General features: G+C 48.1%; 10 protein-coding genes. 2 read left to right on the top strand and 8 right to left on the bottom strand.

Annotated elements, in window-relative coordinates:
• Positions 1 to 472: 472 nt before the first annotated feature.
• Entirely contained in the window at positions 473 to 1,699 is a 1,227-nt protein-coding gene (locus tag BUB73_RS15300; protein ID WP_073287165.1) for a LamG-like jellyroll fold domain-containing protein, read from the top strand.
• Positions 1,700 to 1,821: 122 nt separating this feature from the next.
• On the opposite strand, the gene lysA is transcribed toward BUB73_RS15300, so the two are convergent.
• The 4 genes from lysA to BUB73_RS15280 form a co-directional block, all read right to left on the bottom strand.
• Complete coding sequence (gene lysA / locus BUB73_RS15295) at positions 1,822 to 3,084, bottom strand: diaminopimelate decarboxylase (RefSeq protein WP_073287163.1); 1,263 nt, start codon at positions 3,082 to 3,084, stop codon at positions 1,822 to 1,824.
• Between the two features lie 218 nt (positions 3,085 to 3,302).
• Positions 3,303 to 3,971 (bottom strand): fibrobacter succinogenes major paralogous domain-containing protein, encoded by a 669-nt coding sequence (locus tag BUB73_RS15290; protein ID WP_073287160.1) that lies wholly within the window; start codon positions 3,969 to 3,971, stop codon positions 3,303 to 3,305.
• A gap of 71 nt (positions 3,972 to 4,042) precedes the next feature.
• Positions 4,043 to 6,949, bottom strand: coding sequence for a CotH kinase family protein (locus BUB73_RS15285; RefSeq protein ID WP_139259239.1), 2,907 nt, complete (start codon positions 6,947 to 6,949; stop codon positions 4,043 to 4,045).
• Positions 6,950 to 7,133: 184 nt separating this feature from the next.
• On the bottom strand, positions 7,134 to 7,640 hold the full coding sequence (locus BUB73_RS15280; RefSeq protein ID WP_073238411.1) for an early set domain-containing protein: 507 nt from the start codon (positions 7,638 to 7,640) through the stop codon (positions 7,134 to 7,136).
• Between the two features lie 137 nt (positions 7,641 to 7,777).
• Between BUB73_RS15280 and rpe the strand changes: the two genes are divergently transcribed.
• The gene (gene rpe / locus BUB73_RS15275; RefSeq protein ID WP_073287168.1) at positions 7,778 to 8,425 is read left to right on the top strand and encodes a ribulose-phosphate 3-epimerase; all 648 of its coding nucleotides are present in this window, start codon (positions 7,778 to 7,780) and stop codon (positions 8,423 to 8,425) included.
• 117 nt (positions 8,426 to 8,542) lie between these two features.
• On the opposite strand, the gene BUB73_RS15270 is transcribed toward rpe, so the two are convergent.
• From BUB73_RS15270 to BUB73_RS15255, 4 genes are all read right to left on the bottom strand, one after another.
• Entirely contained in the window at positions 8,543 to 10,363 is a 1,821-nt protein-coding gene (locus BUB73_RS15270) for a glycoside hydrolase family 44 protein (protein WP_073287154.1), read from the bottom strand.
• Between the two features lie 35 nt (positions 10,364 to 10,398).
• On the bottom strand, positions 10,399 to 12,144 hold the full coding sequence (locus tag BUB73_RS15265) for a DUF4874 domain-containing protein (protein ID WP_073287151.1): 1,746 nt from the start codon (positions 12,142 to 12,144) through the stop codon (positions 10,399 to 10,401).
• 105 nt (positions 12,145 to 12,249) lie between these two features.
• A complete protein-coding gene (locus tag BUB73_RS15260; protein ID WP_073287149.1) occupies positions 12,250 to 14,967 on the bottom strand; it encodes a beta-L-arabinofuranosidase domain-containing protein in 2,718 nt (905 codons plus the stop codon).
• A gap of 176 nt (positions 14,968 to 15,143) precedes the next feature.
• Positions 15,144 to 15,710: a hypothetical protein gene (locus tag BUB73_RS15255; protein WP_073287146.1), complete on the bottom strand. Its 567-nt coding sequence runs from the start codon at positions 15,708 to 15,710 to the stop codon at positions 15,144 to 15,146.
• Positions 15,711 to 15,770 lie beyond the last annotated feature (60 nt).

The following is a 15,770-nucleotide window of genomic DNA, read 5'->3' as shown; positions in this document are numbered from 1 at the left end:
GCATGTATAAGACACGCCACCAGCGTTCGTTCTGAGCCAGGATCAAACTCTTCATTAATTTTTTAAAGTCTTGGTCCCGTAATCACGTTCGTATTCGACTAATTCCAAGAAATTTCTTGGGCCGTCACTAAGCACATCTCCGATTCCTTCAATCTTCTCGAGAGCCTCTCGGGTTCTCGCTTCCGTCCGTTTCAGCGTTTCGGCTGTCTCGTTCGGAGGTGAGGCCAATTATAGAATTTTCTGGATGAATGTCAAGGGCGTTTCTGCAAAAAAATTCACTTTTTTTGCGATTTTTCAAAGATAACTGTTTTTAATCCACAAAAACTACAGTTTATTAACATTCTATCCACATTTATTTTCTCCAGGTTAGCGCTTGAATGCCCGACTATCCCCATTTTTTCATTTCATTATTCCACCCCATCTTCTAAAAAACTCGAAAATTCTAAATTTGGCACCAAAATTAGGAGGATTCATGCAGCTTAAGCACCACGCTTTGGCAACAACAGCCGCATTTTTCATGTTGAACCTGGCTAGTTGCAGCGATTCAGAGAGCAACGCAGACTTCGCAATCGAGGCTCCATCCAAATCGCCCATTGAAACTTGCAACGAAGAATACAACGTTGACGAAAGTGCCTACTGGGAAGAGGGTCTATCGGATAACACCTATCTAAAGACTTTTGTTTGCGATCGCACAAGCTATTTCCTGGATTACTACGGCGCCACCTGTACAAAGGTCAAATACAACGAACAGAAAAACCGGTTCGACATAACCATCCAGGATAGTCACGGGACCTACGAAATCTACTCCGTCCATTCTTCCAGCGACGCCTACGCTTGCACCTTCAAGCTGGGAACCGACGCGGCCTACATCGCAGTCATTAGCGACATGGGCATTTGGAACATCCCCAATTGTCTCTGCAAGAAAGAGGCTGGAACAATCAGCTACATCAAAAGCGACGCCCTCACCTCCACCGAACCGGAACACTCCACCCAAATTGAATACGAGCAGTCAAGCAGCAGCATAGAATGCAGTTCCAGCTCTTCTATGAATTTGTCCGTAAATTCATCCAATACAGTTTACTACAACGCCGTATCCAGCAGCTCGGAATTCATTAGTTCAAGTTCCTCATCACTCTATTCATTGGAATACTTTGAAGATTTCGAAGGCGATTATACTTGGGAAAGCGGAACACTTGAGAACGGCTATACAGGAAAGGCTTTGACGCTCGTGAACAAGAACGTCCAGCTGCCCATCGCCATGGAAGACACCCTCCCCCAGGGAACCATCGAATTCTATTTCAAACCCGGCGAAAACTTTGACTACAAAAGAAGCGCTCTGGTGGGAAACAACGAAGGACGATTAACTTTTGTTGTCAGCGAAAGCAAGCTTTTCTTCTTCAAGAATGGAAGCGATCGATACGACTATGTTTCCGCCCCAGTTGTATTTAAGGACGGCTGGAATAAAATCGCCGGCCAGTGGGACGGATCAAAAACAGCCATATTCCTGAACGGCAAACAACTGGCCTACATCATGGACCCTTACGGTTACAGTCCATCATTCCGAGCACGCAACGACCTCTACATCGGCTACAAGAACACATGCTGCATGACGGGTATAAGCGGCGTATCCAATTTCATGGTAAAAGGTTCCTTCGACAACATAAGAGTAACTTCCCAGTTACTTTACGATTTCGAATAAACAAAGCAAACAAAAAGGGAAACTCACCAAGGTGAAATCCCCACACAAAAAAGCCGACGAAATTAATCGCCGGCTTTTTTTGATTTTCATTGAGTCACGTGATTCCCGCAGGAATCGCAAACTTAGAATTCGATAATCTTGTCGTTCTGCAACATCTGTTCGAAGGATTGTCTTTCTCGGACAACCTTCATTTCGCCGTTGGTGTACATCACTTCGGCAGCGTAACGACGGCTGTTGTAGTTGCTGGACATTGCAGCACCGTAAGCGCCAGCATCGTGGAGAACCAGGAGGTCGCCCACCTTAGCCTTGGGGAGCTTGCGGGTCACGACGAAGCCTCCTTCTTCCTGAGTGAACACGTCACCGGATTCGCAGAGGGGACCGCCAACCACAGCGTCAACAGTTTCGTTCAGTTCGCGGCCATCGCGGGCGATGACAGAAATCTGATGGTAGGAACCGTAGAAGCTGGGGCGAACCAGGTCGGTAAAGCCAGCGTCAACGATGTAGAACAGATTGTCGCCCTGCTTCTTGACAGCGCGGATTTCAGCCATGAGGTAACCGCTTTCTGCAACCAGGTAGCGACCCGGTTCCACTTCCAGATGAACGTCGTGACCGATGCTCTGCTGGATCTTCTTGCGGGCCTTGTCCCAAATGCCATAGTAGGCAGCCATGTCGATATGCGGGCCCTTGTTCTCTTCGTGGTATTCGATGGGAAGACCACCGCCTGCGCTGATGGTGCGGAGGTGAGAACCGAGACGGCGGCTTGCGTCGCACATAGCTTCAGCAACAGAAGCCAGATGTTCAAAGTCAGAACCGGAACCGATATGCATATGCAGGCCAGTGATCCACATGCCGTTTGCCTGGGCAAGCTTTACGCAGTCCTTGATCTGTTCGTGCCAGATACCGTGCTTGGAAAGATCGCCACCAGTGTTGGTCTTGCGGGAATGACCATGACCGAAACCCGGGTTCACGCGGATGGTCAGCTCGGACTTCACACCGGCATCAGCCAGCTGCTGGATCATGTCCGGGGAACCCACGTTCACGGCGATGTTGTGTTCCTTCACCAGTTCCAGGGCGTCCTTGTCGAAGATGTCGGCGGTGTAAACGATTTCGGGAACCTTACCCTTTTCGCAGCCGCCCTTGTAGCCGGCCTTGAGAGCGCGGACAATTTCGCCGGCGCTGACAGCGTCCACCACGCAACCCTGCTTGCGGACCAGGGAGATCACGCTGAGGTTGGGGCAAGCCTTCTGGGCAAAACGCACGTTATCAAAAACCTTCACTTCCTTGCAACGCTGTTCGATTGTTGCGCGGTCGTAAATCCAAAGCGGGGTGCCGAACTGAGCGGCAGCCTTCACAAACTGTTCTTCGGGGATATTAGTGTTCTTCATGTTTTCCCTTTTCTGGCGCGGCGCGCCTCATTAAATTACAGCGCGAAATTTAGAATATTTTTTTGGCTGTTGCTGGCTCGCGCCAGCCGGGCCCTTGCGCTATAAACGCCTCCGGCGTTTTTCGTTCAACCGGGTTCTGGGAACGCCTTACAAAAAACGTAAACCCGTTCGAATGGCTACGCCACTGCGGTCCCTAACAGAAACACTGCAAATAAAAACTAGTCCTTCACGCAGCGAACTGATAGACCATTTCTCTTGTCACTACTGTTTATGCTGGCGTTATCAGAGTTGTACCCCAAACGCAGATAATACCCGTTGCCGCTAGATTCCTCCGTAGAAGACCAAAAGCGAGTTCGTTTGCCCTCATCGTCAAAAAGACCATCATCAATGCCGTCGTAATCACCAGCAGGCAGCGCGCCAAAACCGAAGTCGTCCGTACCGTTGCCATTCTCTGCCCAACCCGATTTGGACTTCAGCACCACACCAGCCTTTTCAATATCTTCGGCAGTCTGGCCTGCCAATGTTCTCAAACCTTCAAATTCATCCTTGTTAGGCAAATGCCAGCCACCGGGACAAGCATTCATGGCGTCATTCCAAGTATACAGGCGTCCATACTTTTCGCAGTTTTCAGACTTGTCGTCATAGCACTTGCTGGCCGCAGTCTTGTAATTCATATTTTCCGCCATCCAGACCATCTTTCCAATCTTTACGGTCTTATACTTCTGACCATCTCTGGAATCAATCATGGAACTGGTTTCTACGTTACCATTGGAAGTGCCAGGATCGTCTCCTGCCGAGGAACCCGAATCGCTGCCGCAGGCATTCAATGCAAAAGCCATGGCAGAAACCAAAACAGCGACACCCATTCTTGCAAAAATATTCTTCATAAAAACTCCTTTTTTGCAGTCACTATTCTACAATTTTTTTTTCAAAGATGGCAACAAAAGTGTCAAGCGACCTACTTAAAGTTCGCAGTTATCTTCAAGCCGTCTTCAGGATCAATGGTGCGAGTTGCGTCCTTGACGCCATCACTCCAGCCTATGAATATTCCGCCATCCTTCGGCACAGCAGTAAGCGTCACGGGCGTACCCTTGAAGAACTTGATCTTCAGTGAGGATTTATCCAACGGCAAGTAATGAACCTGCACATTGCCATTGCCAGAACTTGCAAGAGTCACGTCCACCATTTCGCCCAAGGCAAAATGTTCCTTCATTTCCTTGCGGACCACATCCTGGCGGGTGGTGGCGAAGGTCTTGATTCTGCCTTCATGTTCCGTCATAGTAGCCACGTTCTTGCTCCAGCGTTTTTGATCGCGGGACACTTCGGCGGTGATGGCTCCATTCAATTTTTCCATGCGGGCCACCACACGTTCTGCGCTAAAGTTCATGCAAAGAATGGCGGCTATCTGGTTGATGAACGCGGCCTTGAAATTTTCATTCTTCAGCAACATGCGCAAGTGCTGAGTGAATTCAGGATTGTTGGGCCAGCCAGAATTTGCGGCAGTCACGAATTCAAAAATATTGCCCTTCAAGTTTTCCTGTTTATCAGTCTGGGAGTTGTCAAAGGCCATATCCGTATCGTACATGAACCACTTCCAGGGAGTCTTGGGGCTACTCCCACGCCAAACCTTGCGATTGTTGCCGGGCCAGTCGCGATTGTTTGCAAATATTTCTGCAGCATAGTAGTTGATGAAATTGTTCAAATCCATCTGCTCATTCACAGTGGCCACATCTTCATCAGTCATGGTCTTAGTAAGCAAGAAGTTGGTCAACGCAATGAAATCCACCGGGGAGCCTGTGATAGATTCAGCGGAACTATTCAAGATGTCCACCTGGTCCCCGTCCAGATTGTACTTGGCCAGGTAATAATTCTTGTTGGAGGATTCGCGAATGTTATGAATGCCGTAGTATTCCCCGTTATAGAAAACAATGGAGGCGCGGCCATGCTGATAATCAATGCCCAGGCCTTCCGTAATGGAGGAAGCCAACATATCGCGGATGTAATCAAAGTGATAGTTGTTTCCGTTGTTGCGCAGTTTGAAGCTCTTGAATTTTTTCAAGTCGGGAAATTCCGGGAACAGCACATAATCCAGTTTATTCTTTCCGTACTTTTCGCGGAAGGTAATTTCCACAGATTTCTTCGCCCAAGTTCGGGTGGCGTTACCGCTAATGGCAAGACCTGCGTTCTCGCTGAAGCCGCTCACCTTTTGACCGGCTTCCAGCAATTCAATGTTCACAGGAATTTCCTTGTCGCCCCAGAAATTTTCATTCATGAACAAGCCGGAATCGGCATGGAACATCTGCAGCGGATCGCCAGTAATAAATACGGAAGCGACCGTAGGCTGGTCTTCAAAAACATAAGTGCGGTTAATGACGTTACCAGGAACAGCACCGTTTTCAAAAGTAGCACAGCGCAAAACCGTGGTGGTATCAATCTTCAAACTAGTAACCATCAGCGGGCTCGTTGCTGTGGGAACAGTACCGCCCTTTTCGCAGCGGATTTCATCATCAGTTCCAAAGGCAATAGAGAATGGCGCAGAATAAAAACCGGAGTTAGGGAATTCTGTTTTCACAGTTTGGGGAGCATTTTCCACAGCGCCTACAGTTTCACCATAAGGCGTTGCATTTGCGAAGCCCCACTTCGCGGAGGTACTGGTAACTGCGCCGGCGACCACACCATTAACTGCCGCAATTTCTCGGGACCAAGTTTTTCCGATAACAGCCGCCGGATACATCACGGAATCCACAAGCTGTTTTTCGCCATTGAACAAATAGAGAGAACCACCATCCTTCTTGGACTTGAAATTGGCGTGAGGTTCGTATCCGCGGCCATAGGCGATATAACTGAAAACCTTAATATCTGTAGCAAGAGAATCGTGATAATCCTTGTCCAGGCGAAGGCCAGTAATTTCAGCCAGGTTAGGATAGTCGGAATGGAGAGGCGGCCTAATGGAATAAACCGTGTTGGAATCTCCCGTTCCCACCAGCATCTTGTTCCAGCTTTTAATTTCGCGGAAACCCTTCTGCAAAATCTTGAAGTAGACTTCGTGATCCTTGGGGATATAAGCTTTCAGCTGAAACTGATTTGCCTTGGAAAGATCCACAGGAACCTTACCCTCGTTCGTCGAGCCGATGGTCAATGACAAAACGTAATAACCCAGGGACGACTTCACGGGAATCATCTGGGCGCCGGCCCTATTCACTCCGTTTTCCACAAAGCAAAAATCGGACGCACCATCCAAAGGTTTTATTTCGCTGGCACCACGACCAGGATAATTTACCGCATCCGTTTCCCCTTCACAATAGGAACTCAAAAGATTGACAGTATCATGGGGCGCCACATAGTCCGGCAAGTTTCTCCCAGACAGGTAAACAATCATGTGGGACTTTGGCTGAACTACCACATTGCCAAACTGGAACTTGGTCTGTTCCGCCTTGGAGTTGGTCAGATAATAACCCTTCAGGTTTACCGCCGTATCTGCTGGATTATAAACTTCCACCCAACCGGCGTCACCACCTTCTTCATCCTTGTAAGACAAATTCACAAGGTCCACTTCGGTAAAGATGACCGGAGGATTTTTCAGCGCAACAACCGTGTCTGCCGTAGGGTCCGTCGCGGAACCTGCCGACAAGTCCTCTGCGGAACTTGTCAAGGAATTTGAAGATGTTCCCGCCAACGAATCAACCGACGAATCTGAAGAACCGGAAACTAAACCGTTAGAATTTTCCTCACCTGACGAAAACAAATAATCTTCAGAACCCGATGACAATTCATCCATCGGAGCCGTGGAACTTTTATCGTCAGAGCCGCAAGCCCCAAGATTCAGAGCCAACGCGCCCAAAAATCCCGCAAAAAAGAACTTCATTCCCTTCACAATATTCTCCACCCACACTTGTTTAAAATTTCTCCATAGAGAATCTAATTCTTTACCGCAAAGAAAATTCTACCCAACAAAGAAACTTTCCCAATAATCCAGGCATTCTAACCTAAAAATGAAAAGGCCCCTCCTTAGAGGAACCTTCTCAAACGCAATTTGTAAAATCAGCAAATTAAACGTGCATGATCTTGTTGTCGCCTACGTCCCAGTTTTCACCGTCGCAAACAAACTTGTATTCATAATCGCCCGGAACAAGTTCCAGCTTGATCTTCCAGAGACCAGTCTTCTTGTCCTTCTTCAGCATGTCCACATCAACCATCCAGTTGTTGAAGGTACCTGCGATAGAAACGGTGGTAGCAAGCGGACAGTCAGCAACGACTTCCTGAGTAACCTTCTTGGGAGCGGCAGACTTCTTTGCAGCCTTGGCGGGAGCCTTGGGAGCGGCCTTGGCAACAGTCTTCTTTTCGGCAGCGGGCTTTGCAACCTTAGTAGCAGCCTTTGCTGCAGGCTTAGCGGCAGCCTTTGCAGGAGCCTTCTTAGCAACAACCTTTTCTTCGGCCTTTACAGCGGGCTTCTTTTCGGCGGGCTTTGCGGCCTTGGTGGCAGCCTTTGCAGCGGGTTTAGCAGCAGCCTTCTTGGCAGCCGGCTTTGCAACTACGGTCTTAGTACCTTTAGACATTTTATTTTCTCCTTGGTTTTTATTTAAGCGTAAAGATAGTAAAATGTAATTTATCCGTCTAATGTTTGTTTGCAAATTCCATGCCAAGCCGTTACATGGTCTTGCGAGTCCTTGGCAAAATTTCTAACTTGCAATTCATGAAACAGATCATCGCACCCAGCGTCTTGAACGCAAACTTTTTGGAACTGGGTAACGGCCTCAAGGCTATCGAAAACGGCGGCGCAGGCCTCGTTCACCTGGATATCATGGACGGTCATTTCGTCCCCAACATCAGCTTTGGCCCGGGCATTTCCGCCTGCGTCAAGAAGGGCACCAGCCTCCCCCTGGATTGCCACCTGATGATTGCCAACCCCGAAAACTACGTGGCTGAATTTGCTAAGGCCGGCGCACACCTCATTAGCGTCCACGCCGAAACCACTAACCATCTGGACCGCTTGCTGCACCAGATTGCAGAACTTGGCGTAAAGCCCGCTGTGGCCATCAACCCCGCAACCCCGCTTTCTAACATCAAGCATGTGCTGGACATCGTTGACATGGTCCTCGTCATGTCCGTGAATCCGGGTTTCGGCGGCCAGAGCCTCATTCCCTATTGCCTGGACAAGATCCGCGAGCTTCGCCAGATGAAGCCGGAACTGGATATCCAGATCGATGGTGGCGTCAAACTGGACAACATCCTCGCCTGCAAGGAAGCTGGCGCCAACGTCTTCGTAGTCGGTTCCGCCATCTTCGGCAAACCCAATCCCGAAGAAGTCTGCCGCCAGTTCGTAAAGATGGTCAACGGCTAATTTTTTGTATCGTCCGCGTCATCCTGAGGGAACGCAGTGACCGAAGGATCCAAAAAGCATTAAACCCCGACACTTTTGTGCCGGGGCATTTATTATTAAATCCATCGTTGACTTTTTTTACTTCACCACTTTTCCATTCACACGGAAAATTTTATTGTCGAAGTGTTCACCGCCACGAACCTTGATTTGGTAATCATCGCGGAAAATCATAGGCTGGTTATTGTGGCGACGATCGTTCCGCACAATGGGTTTTGCAATAGCCTCAATCACTTCGCCCGCATCAGCAGTCAAGCGAACCGCCACAATGGATTTTGCCGGCACTTCGAGAGCCACTGTACCAGCAGCAACATCAACAGTTGCAGCGCCCTTCTTCAATGCATTGCTTTCGTGAGAAACGAAAGTTTCACCGCTGATTCCAGCCAATGTCAAAGTTTCTGCAGAAGCACCCACATTCTTCAAGCCCTTCACATTCAAGGTCACGCTTTGTGCATCCTTTTCTGCGCGGTTCACAAGAATCACCGTCATGGAATCTCTTGCGTTGCTTACAGAGGAATAGGCTGAAAGCAAAGAATCGTTGCTGGATTCAGACTGCACTCGGAATTCCCCGTTATAGCGACTAAAGAGGTGCAGCACTTCGTACATGCCATCGCCCCATGTCCAGGGAGTGAAAATTTCCACACCGTGATCCATAAAGGTTCCAAGCCAGGATGCATATGAAATCGCCGTGGTCATGGGATCTTTCTCGTCAATAATGGAAGTTTCGGTAAGGCCCAAGGTAATGCCGTGACCTTTACCGAAATACTGATCCAGCCAACCATTCACACGTTCGAAAATATATTCCTTGGTCTGGTTGTTATCCCACTTGCCGCTGACCAACTTAATACCATTAGCACCAGAATAATTGTAGGTGGTATCAAAGAAAACTCGGTGCCAATTGACACGTTCTGCGTAAGTCTTTTCCGAGGGATACCAGTGCATGTCAAACACGTCAAGCATACGGACGCCAGACTTTTTCTGTTCTTCGGCAAGGCGCTTGATAAAGTATTCAAGCCAGCAATAATTACGGTCTTCGCCTTTGCCTAGGCCAGACTTGCCTTCAGACGCACCCGTAGTACACCACTGCCATTCGTTTGCAACCACAGGACCCGTCAACTTGATTTCGGGCCAAACGGTGCGGGCCTTCTTGGCCACGTCAACATAGCGTTCCACCAAGAAATCCGGATCCATATCCAGCGGCAAATCTCCGTGGGTGCCGTTCCAGATTTCCATTTCATTGTCCATGCTCCAATACTGGAGTCTGGACATGTCGTACTTCAATTCTTTTGCCCAGTGGTCAATAATTCCAACAGTGGAATCGGCGGGCCAAGGCTCGCAATACAAGCTGTAATCACCAGCCTTGATGAGAGTCTCTCCATCGTCGGCAACTTCGCCACCGCCAGCCAAGTCAAGGGTTGCCTTGGCCCAGGTATCGTTATGAGCCTTGTAGAAAGTCCAATCTGCAAAGTTGTATTCGTTGGTGGCGGCCGCATAACCTGTCAGCTGGAAAGCATACATGGCATCTGCTTGAGGCATGTTGTCCAGAATCTTCTTGGCGGTAATGTCCCAGTCCACGGCATTCACGTTGTTGTACCAGTCCGGATGAACGGTCAACTTTTTTCGCCAGTTGTAGCGGGTAGAATTGTTGCCGTAGTTTGCACGAATAAAACGAATGCCGGCTTCGTTCATCGTCTTGATGGAAGTTTGGTCTTCATCGCTGAGGCGGGCGCTATCGGCGCTGACCTTGTCAATGTTTCGGCCATAGAGGTAAGGGGAAATTTTCTTGACGCCGGCGGACGCATCCACCATTACAGAAATCTCCGCCTGGGCAGAAGTTCCGAGGAACGCCACCAGAGAAAGCGCAGGAACCAAACTTCCCGCAAACCCAAACAACTTTTTCATAACACCACCTTTTTTTTGTCGGCGCCACCCGACTTTTATTTCACGGCTTTTCCATTCACCTGGAATGTCTTACCACCATGCAACTCGCCACCACGAACTTTGATTTGATAACCGTTGCGGAAAACCATCGGCTGGTTATTGCGAGTGTTGCTCTGATGAAGATTTTTTATCCCGAGAGAAGTCGGTCCTCGAATATCCTTTGGACGAACATAGGTTTTGCCCAAGTATAACCCATCCACAGATTTTTCGCACATAAAGATGGATTCGTTCACATTGGCAAAGGAAATCCCTTCGACTTGCAAGACGACATCGTACTTGCCTCGAGAGCTTTTTCCTTCAATGGTAAATTCATTCATTCCATCAAAGGTCAAAGTTGTATCAGAGCCATCAACAACAATGGAGCGTCCATAAACTTTTCGCAAGTCAAAAACATCACTGATATCCATCTCGTATGCAGCCGGGCACACATCACACGGATCTACATCCTCGATAAACACAAGTTTTGCAGACGCAGATTTCGTCAGATTTCCAAAGCCCACATTCTGAATTTTGAACTTTGCTCGGAACAAAGTGTCGTCATACAAAGAATCCGGCAACCAGGATTCTCGCAGAACAAAGCGATAACCTAGATGATCTTCTACATACTTATAAGCAGTTGCACCAACATATTCGGAATCGGGTGCACGAAATCCCTTTCCAAATTCAGGACCGAGAATGGAGTCCTTCATGTTCTGGATTGTTTCGTAATGCCATTCCCAATTCAAATAGCTTGTATGGGTTCGGAAACCTTCATAGCTTAAGTAGCGTGCCGTATTCATGGGATGGTCGCCATTGTAATTCGCCACCATTTCACCACCATAAGGCGTATTCAAAGAATATTGTTCCAACCAGGAAACCATCATTTCGCGAGTAAGCTTTGGATTGCCCATGGCCACTGTGCCCAAATCCGTGGTGCTTCCCAAATAGCCATCGTTGTACATGCCCACACGATAGATGGTATCACCCTTTGCTTTTACCGCAGCCTTGAACACATCGGAATTGATATCAAAATTTTCGTAGCCAACCTTGGTAATGTTGCCAGCGTCATCTCGAGTTTCACTTTGCACGCCCAGCCAATAAGCAACAATATCTGGACGACGCACGCCCACCTTAATGGATGACGGGGTATTCACAATCATGGTCTGCAGGGCTTCTGCGATTTCTGCATTGCTGCCATTGTTACTGGTATGCTGTTCGCCCCAGCTGCCATACATTCCAAGTTCCACATAGGTAATGACATCCGAATTCTTTCCATAAACTTCGGCCAACTGCTTTATATGGCCGAGAATTATTTTCTGAGGAGGATCCTGTTTTCCGCGACCATCAATATCGTAGGATGTACGGACAATGACCTTATTGCCTTTTTCTCTAGCATTCGCAAAAGTGGAATTAAGAGCCGCCAAAGCGTCGTCTGTCAAAGGTTTGGAAACACCGTAAATCGTATCGCGGGGAGTCTTGCTAGAATCAATGGATTGTAAGCCCTTTTCGGAAAAGGCGGAAATGTCCACACGTAAATGAGTCAAAGGCTGAGAAATTCCAACAGCCTTATTGTCGGATTCCTTAAGGCGCAATCCCTGGGTACGATACCAGCCTCTGCCAGGATTATTCAGAGACTTTCTAGAATCACTATACTTCAAATCCTGCAACGCCAGGGCAGAGTTTTCAGCAAAGGCAGAACTTACCGCGGCACATTCCGCGGCAACTGCAACACAAATAAAATTAAGGATTCTCTTTAAACTCATTATTAACCCAAACTTTCCTCTAAATATATACTCCCCAAAAGAAAAAGGCACCCCGCGCAAGCGGGGCACCTTCTCTACATACCTAATTTTTATTCAAATCTAGGGTCAAATTCCCTTTTTCGTGAAGATGGTATTGCCGAACAGATTTCCGTTCTGCAGCACACGCATAATGTACATGCCATTCTTCATGTCACCAATGCCAATGCTGAAAGTTGCGCTGCCGGCATTCAATGTTTGAGCCTTCACCAGGCGGCCATCCATGGAGAAAATCTTCACAGCCACATTGTTCTGCAACGGAGAGCTAGCTTCGATCTGCAACACATCGGAATTTGCGCGGGCACGGAGCTGCGGCACAGTGCTTGCGACATTTCTGCGGCTAGCAACAATTGCTGCAGTAGTGTCTTCTACGACAGGTTCCGGCTTCGGCTTGTTGCGCAACAGGCGCACTCCGAAGATACCGCCCACCATGCCGGTGCTTGCCTGGAACTTTACGGTAATCACCTTCTTGCCCTTCACCATTTCATCGGGAATGGGATACTTCACATTAACGAATTCATCCTTCTTCCACTTGTTGGAAATGTTTTCGCTGGCAAGCTTTTCGCCGTCGATCATAATATCGAATGCGCGGGTGCAACCTTCGTTACCCCAGTAACGCACCATCAAATCCAGGGAGTCTTCGCTGTTGGTTTCCAGCTCGTAGCTAATGAATCCGCCATCGCCGCCAGAGCACTGGCCTGCATCGCGGTAGAATTCACCCTGATGAGTCCCGGTAGAAGAATTTTCGTTCTTCATGCGATGATCCGCCTCGGGCTGCTGTTCGCCAGGGGCCACCTTGTCTACCGTCTTTTCATCAAGAGCCAAGGCTTCTTCCTGTTCCTTCTTCAGCTTTTCAAGAACGGCAGGATCCGTCATCACCATCCAATACATCATGTAACGAGCATCATGAACTTCGTAGAACGGCTCCAGCAACAGGTTAGCATCCTTCTGGGTAGCGAACAAATAGGGAGCCTTGAAATGCAAGGGTTCGCCCTTTACGGGGGTCAGCTTAGAGGGAATGTCAGCCTTTTCACTGGCAAGCATGGGGGCACCATCCAGAGACTGCAAGGCGCCACCTGCAATGTGGCTCCAGCGGCCATCATCAGCCACGAGACCGCTAAGGCCTTCCGTTCCCGTCTTGGCACTCAGCACAATAGGTCCGTGAAGCAGCGCCACGTAATCGCTCATGCCGCGAAGTTCCTCAATATGAGTATGCATGGGGTAAATAACTTCCACCACGTCGCCAGCCTTTACAGTACCAGCAGAAACATAGCTGGACGCGTCAGACTTGGTTACCACAGTATCGCCATTGACCACAACCTTGAACTCATCGGCCTTCACCCAGTACGGATGACGCAGCATCATCTTGAAACTGCCGGCGCCGCTCACGGTAAATTTCGACACCTCACCCTTGGGGAACGCAGTCTCCTGCTTAATCTTAATTCCCTTTTCTTTCCAGTTCAATTCCGTCGCTGCATACAAATTCACGTACAACGCGTCATTTTCCTTGGTGTAGATAAACTGGGCATACTTACCCGGGTTTTCCATGCCGGAACCCACGCAGCACCACATGCCCGCATTCACCTTGGAGTAAACGCGGTAATGGCGGGGGCGTGCCGGAGTAAAGTAGCAGTAGCCACCGTGAGTCGGGTGAATTGTAGACAAAATATGGTTAAATAAGGCACGTTCATAGAAGTCCGCATACTTGGCGCTGGGAGTCATATGGAACAGGCGTTCCGTCAGCTTCAGCATATTGTAAGTATTGCAGGATTCGGGCCCTTCACGTTCCTCGATGTACTTGTTGTACTTGTCATATTCCGGGAAGTGTTCAGAAATACTGTTACCGCCAATGGCGATACTGCGCTTGTTCACCACAATATCCCAGAAGGTTTCAGCGCCCGCCTTATAAGTCTTGTCGCCGCTCAATTCTGCCACACGGGCAAAGCCCACAACTTTCGGCACCTGGGTATTGGCGTGTCTATTGGAAAGCACGTCGTTGTTGGAAGCCATGGCATTCAACAGCCACTTATGGGACCACTTCTTGGCCGCATCCAGGTACTTAGAATTCTTGGTAATTTCGTAAGCGTCGGCGTATACTTCGTTCATGCCACCGTATTCCGTACCCATCATGGATTCCATCTTGGAATCGTTAAGGCCGTTGGTAATGGTAATACCCCAGTCGCACAAAGCGAGGAACATATCCTTGGCACGAGTCACGCCACCGTACATCCAGGCATCACGCAAACCCGCATAAGTCTTGTGAATATTATACCAGGGAACCCAATAGCCGTTCTGTGCGCCGGCATCGCCGTTCTTGAATTTGAGCCACATGGACTTTCCGTTGGGAACGCCACTGATGTAGCCTACAAAGTTTGCGTCCTTGGAATTCTGCTTTTGGATGATTTCCAGTTCATCCACCACATATTCCATGCGCTTCTTGATTTCCGTATCGCCGGTAGCCGCATAATGCATAGCCAAGGCGCTCAAGTAGTGCCCCAGAACATGGCCATCCAAACCAGCCCAGTTGCTAAACTTGGTTGCCTTAGGCTTCATGCCCGCCTCTTCGTAGAAAGGCGCAATCAGTTTATCCGTATCGTAAGCCAGAAGGGTTTCGCCATTCAATTCCTGACGATCCTTCAAAGGACCATCCAGAAGTTTCACAGCCGACAGCGGAAACATTTCCGTGTAAAGCTGATCCTGTGCAAAACCAAAATTTGCAGCAAAGGCCGCAATCCCAAGCGATAAGGCAACTACGCGAGCCTTTCCGCGAAAACCAACTCCGAACATAATTTGTCCCTCATATTATTCTACGTACACACACCAAGGGAACTTCCCCACCCTAAAAATTACGTCCGAAAAGGGCCTATATTCACCCCCCTATAGCAAACAGTTTTGCAATTATTGCAATAGCCGTACAACGAAAAAAGGCCTCGCAAAAGCGAGGCTCAAAATAATAATCAAAACTATTTCCTATTGTACAATTTATCAGCCTTCCGTTCCTGAATCATTTTCAGCTGTTCCTCGGTACAGAAGCCGGAAATATAAATTTTGGCCGTTCCCGATGTATTGAGGCGAACATAATTTGAGTCGTAAGTAACTTTCCAATCCAAATCGTGAAATTTATTTTGCAAACCAGCAATTTCGTTCGCCCACTCTTTTGTTTGTTCTACTTTAAATTCATTTGCAAAAATATACTCTCTATCAAAAGAAAACTTATTAGAACATTTAGAAGGCTTATTCTTATCAAACGAGGATGATCCCATAGGAACACCAAATGAAGACCAAGGATCAGAAATAAAAACGCCATACAAACCTGTATAAGAACAACGAATATATGAAAAAAGGAAAGGCTTGTTTTCTTTATATTTTCCTAGGTTCCACACATTTTTCTCATCTTTGACAAGGCAATACTCGCCAAAGACATCATTTGAAAGGGAATCGCCTTCAGCAAACGATATAACTATGCAAAAGAAAATCACAATACTAATACTTCGGACATTCATAACTATCGCTCCAACCGCCAATTCCATAATCCTTGGACTTGTTGATTTTTTAATAGAGGGTTTTCCGCAAGCCATATTCATTAATCT

This window comes from Fibrobacter sp. UWH6 (assembly GCF_900142465.1).
In the GTDB taxonomy this organism is placed as follows: domain Bacteria; phylum Fibrobacterota; class Fibrobacteria; order Fibrobacterales; family Fibrobacteraceae; genus Fibrobacter.
The sequence above is the reverse complement of the archived record's forward strand: the minus strand, read 5'-3'. Positions and strand labels throughout refer to the sequence as shown.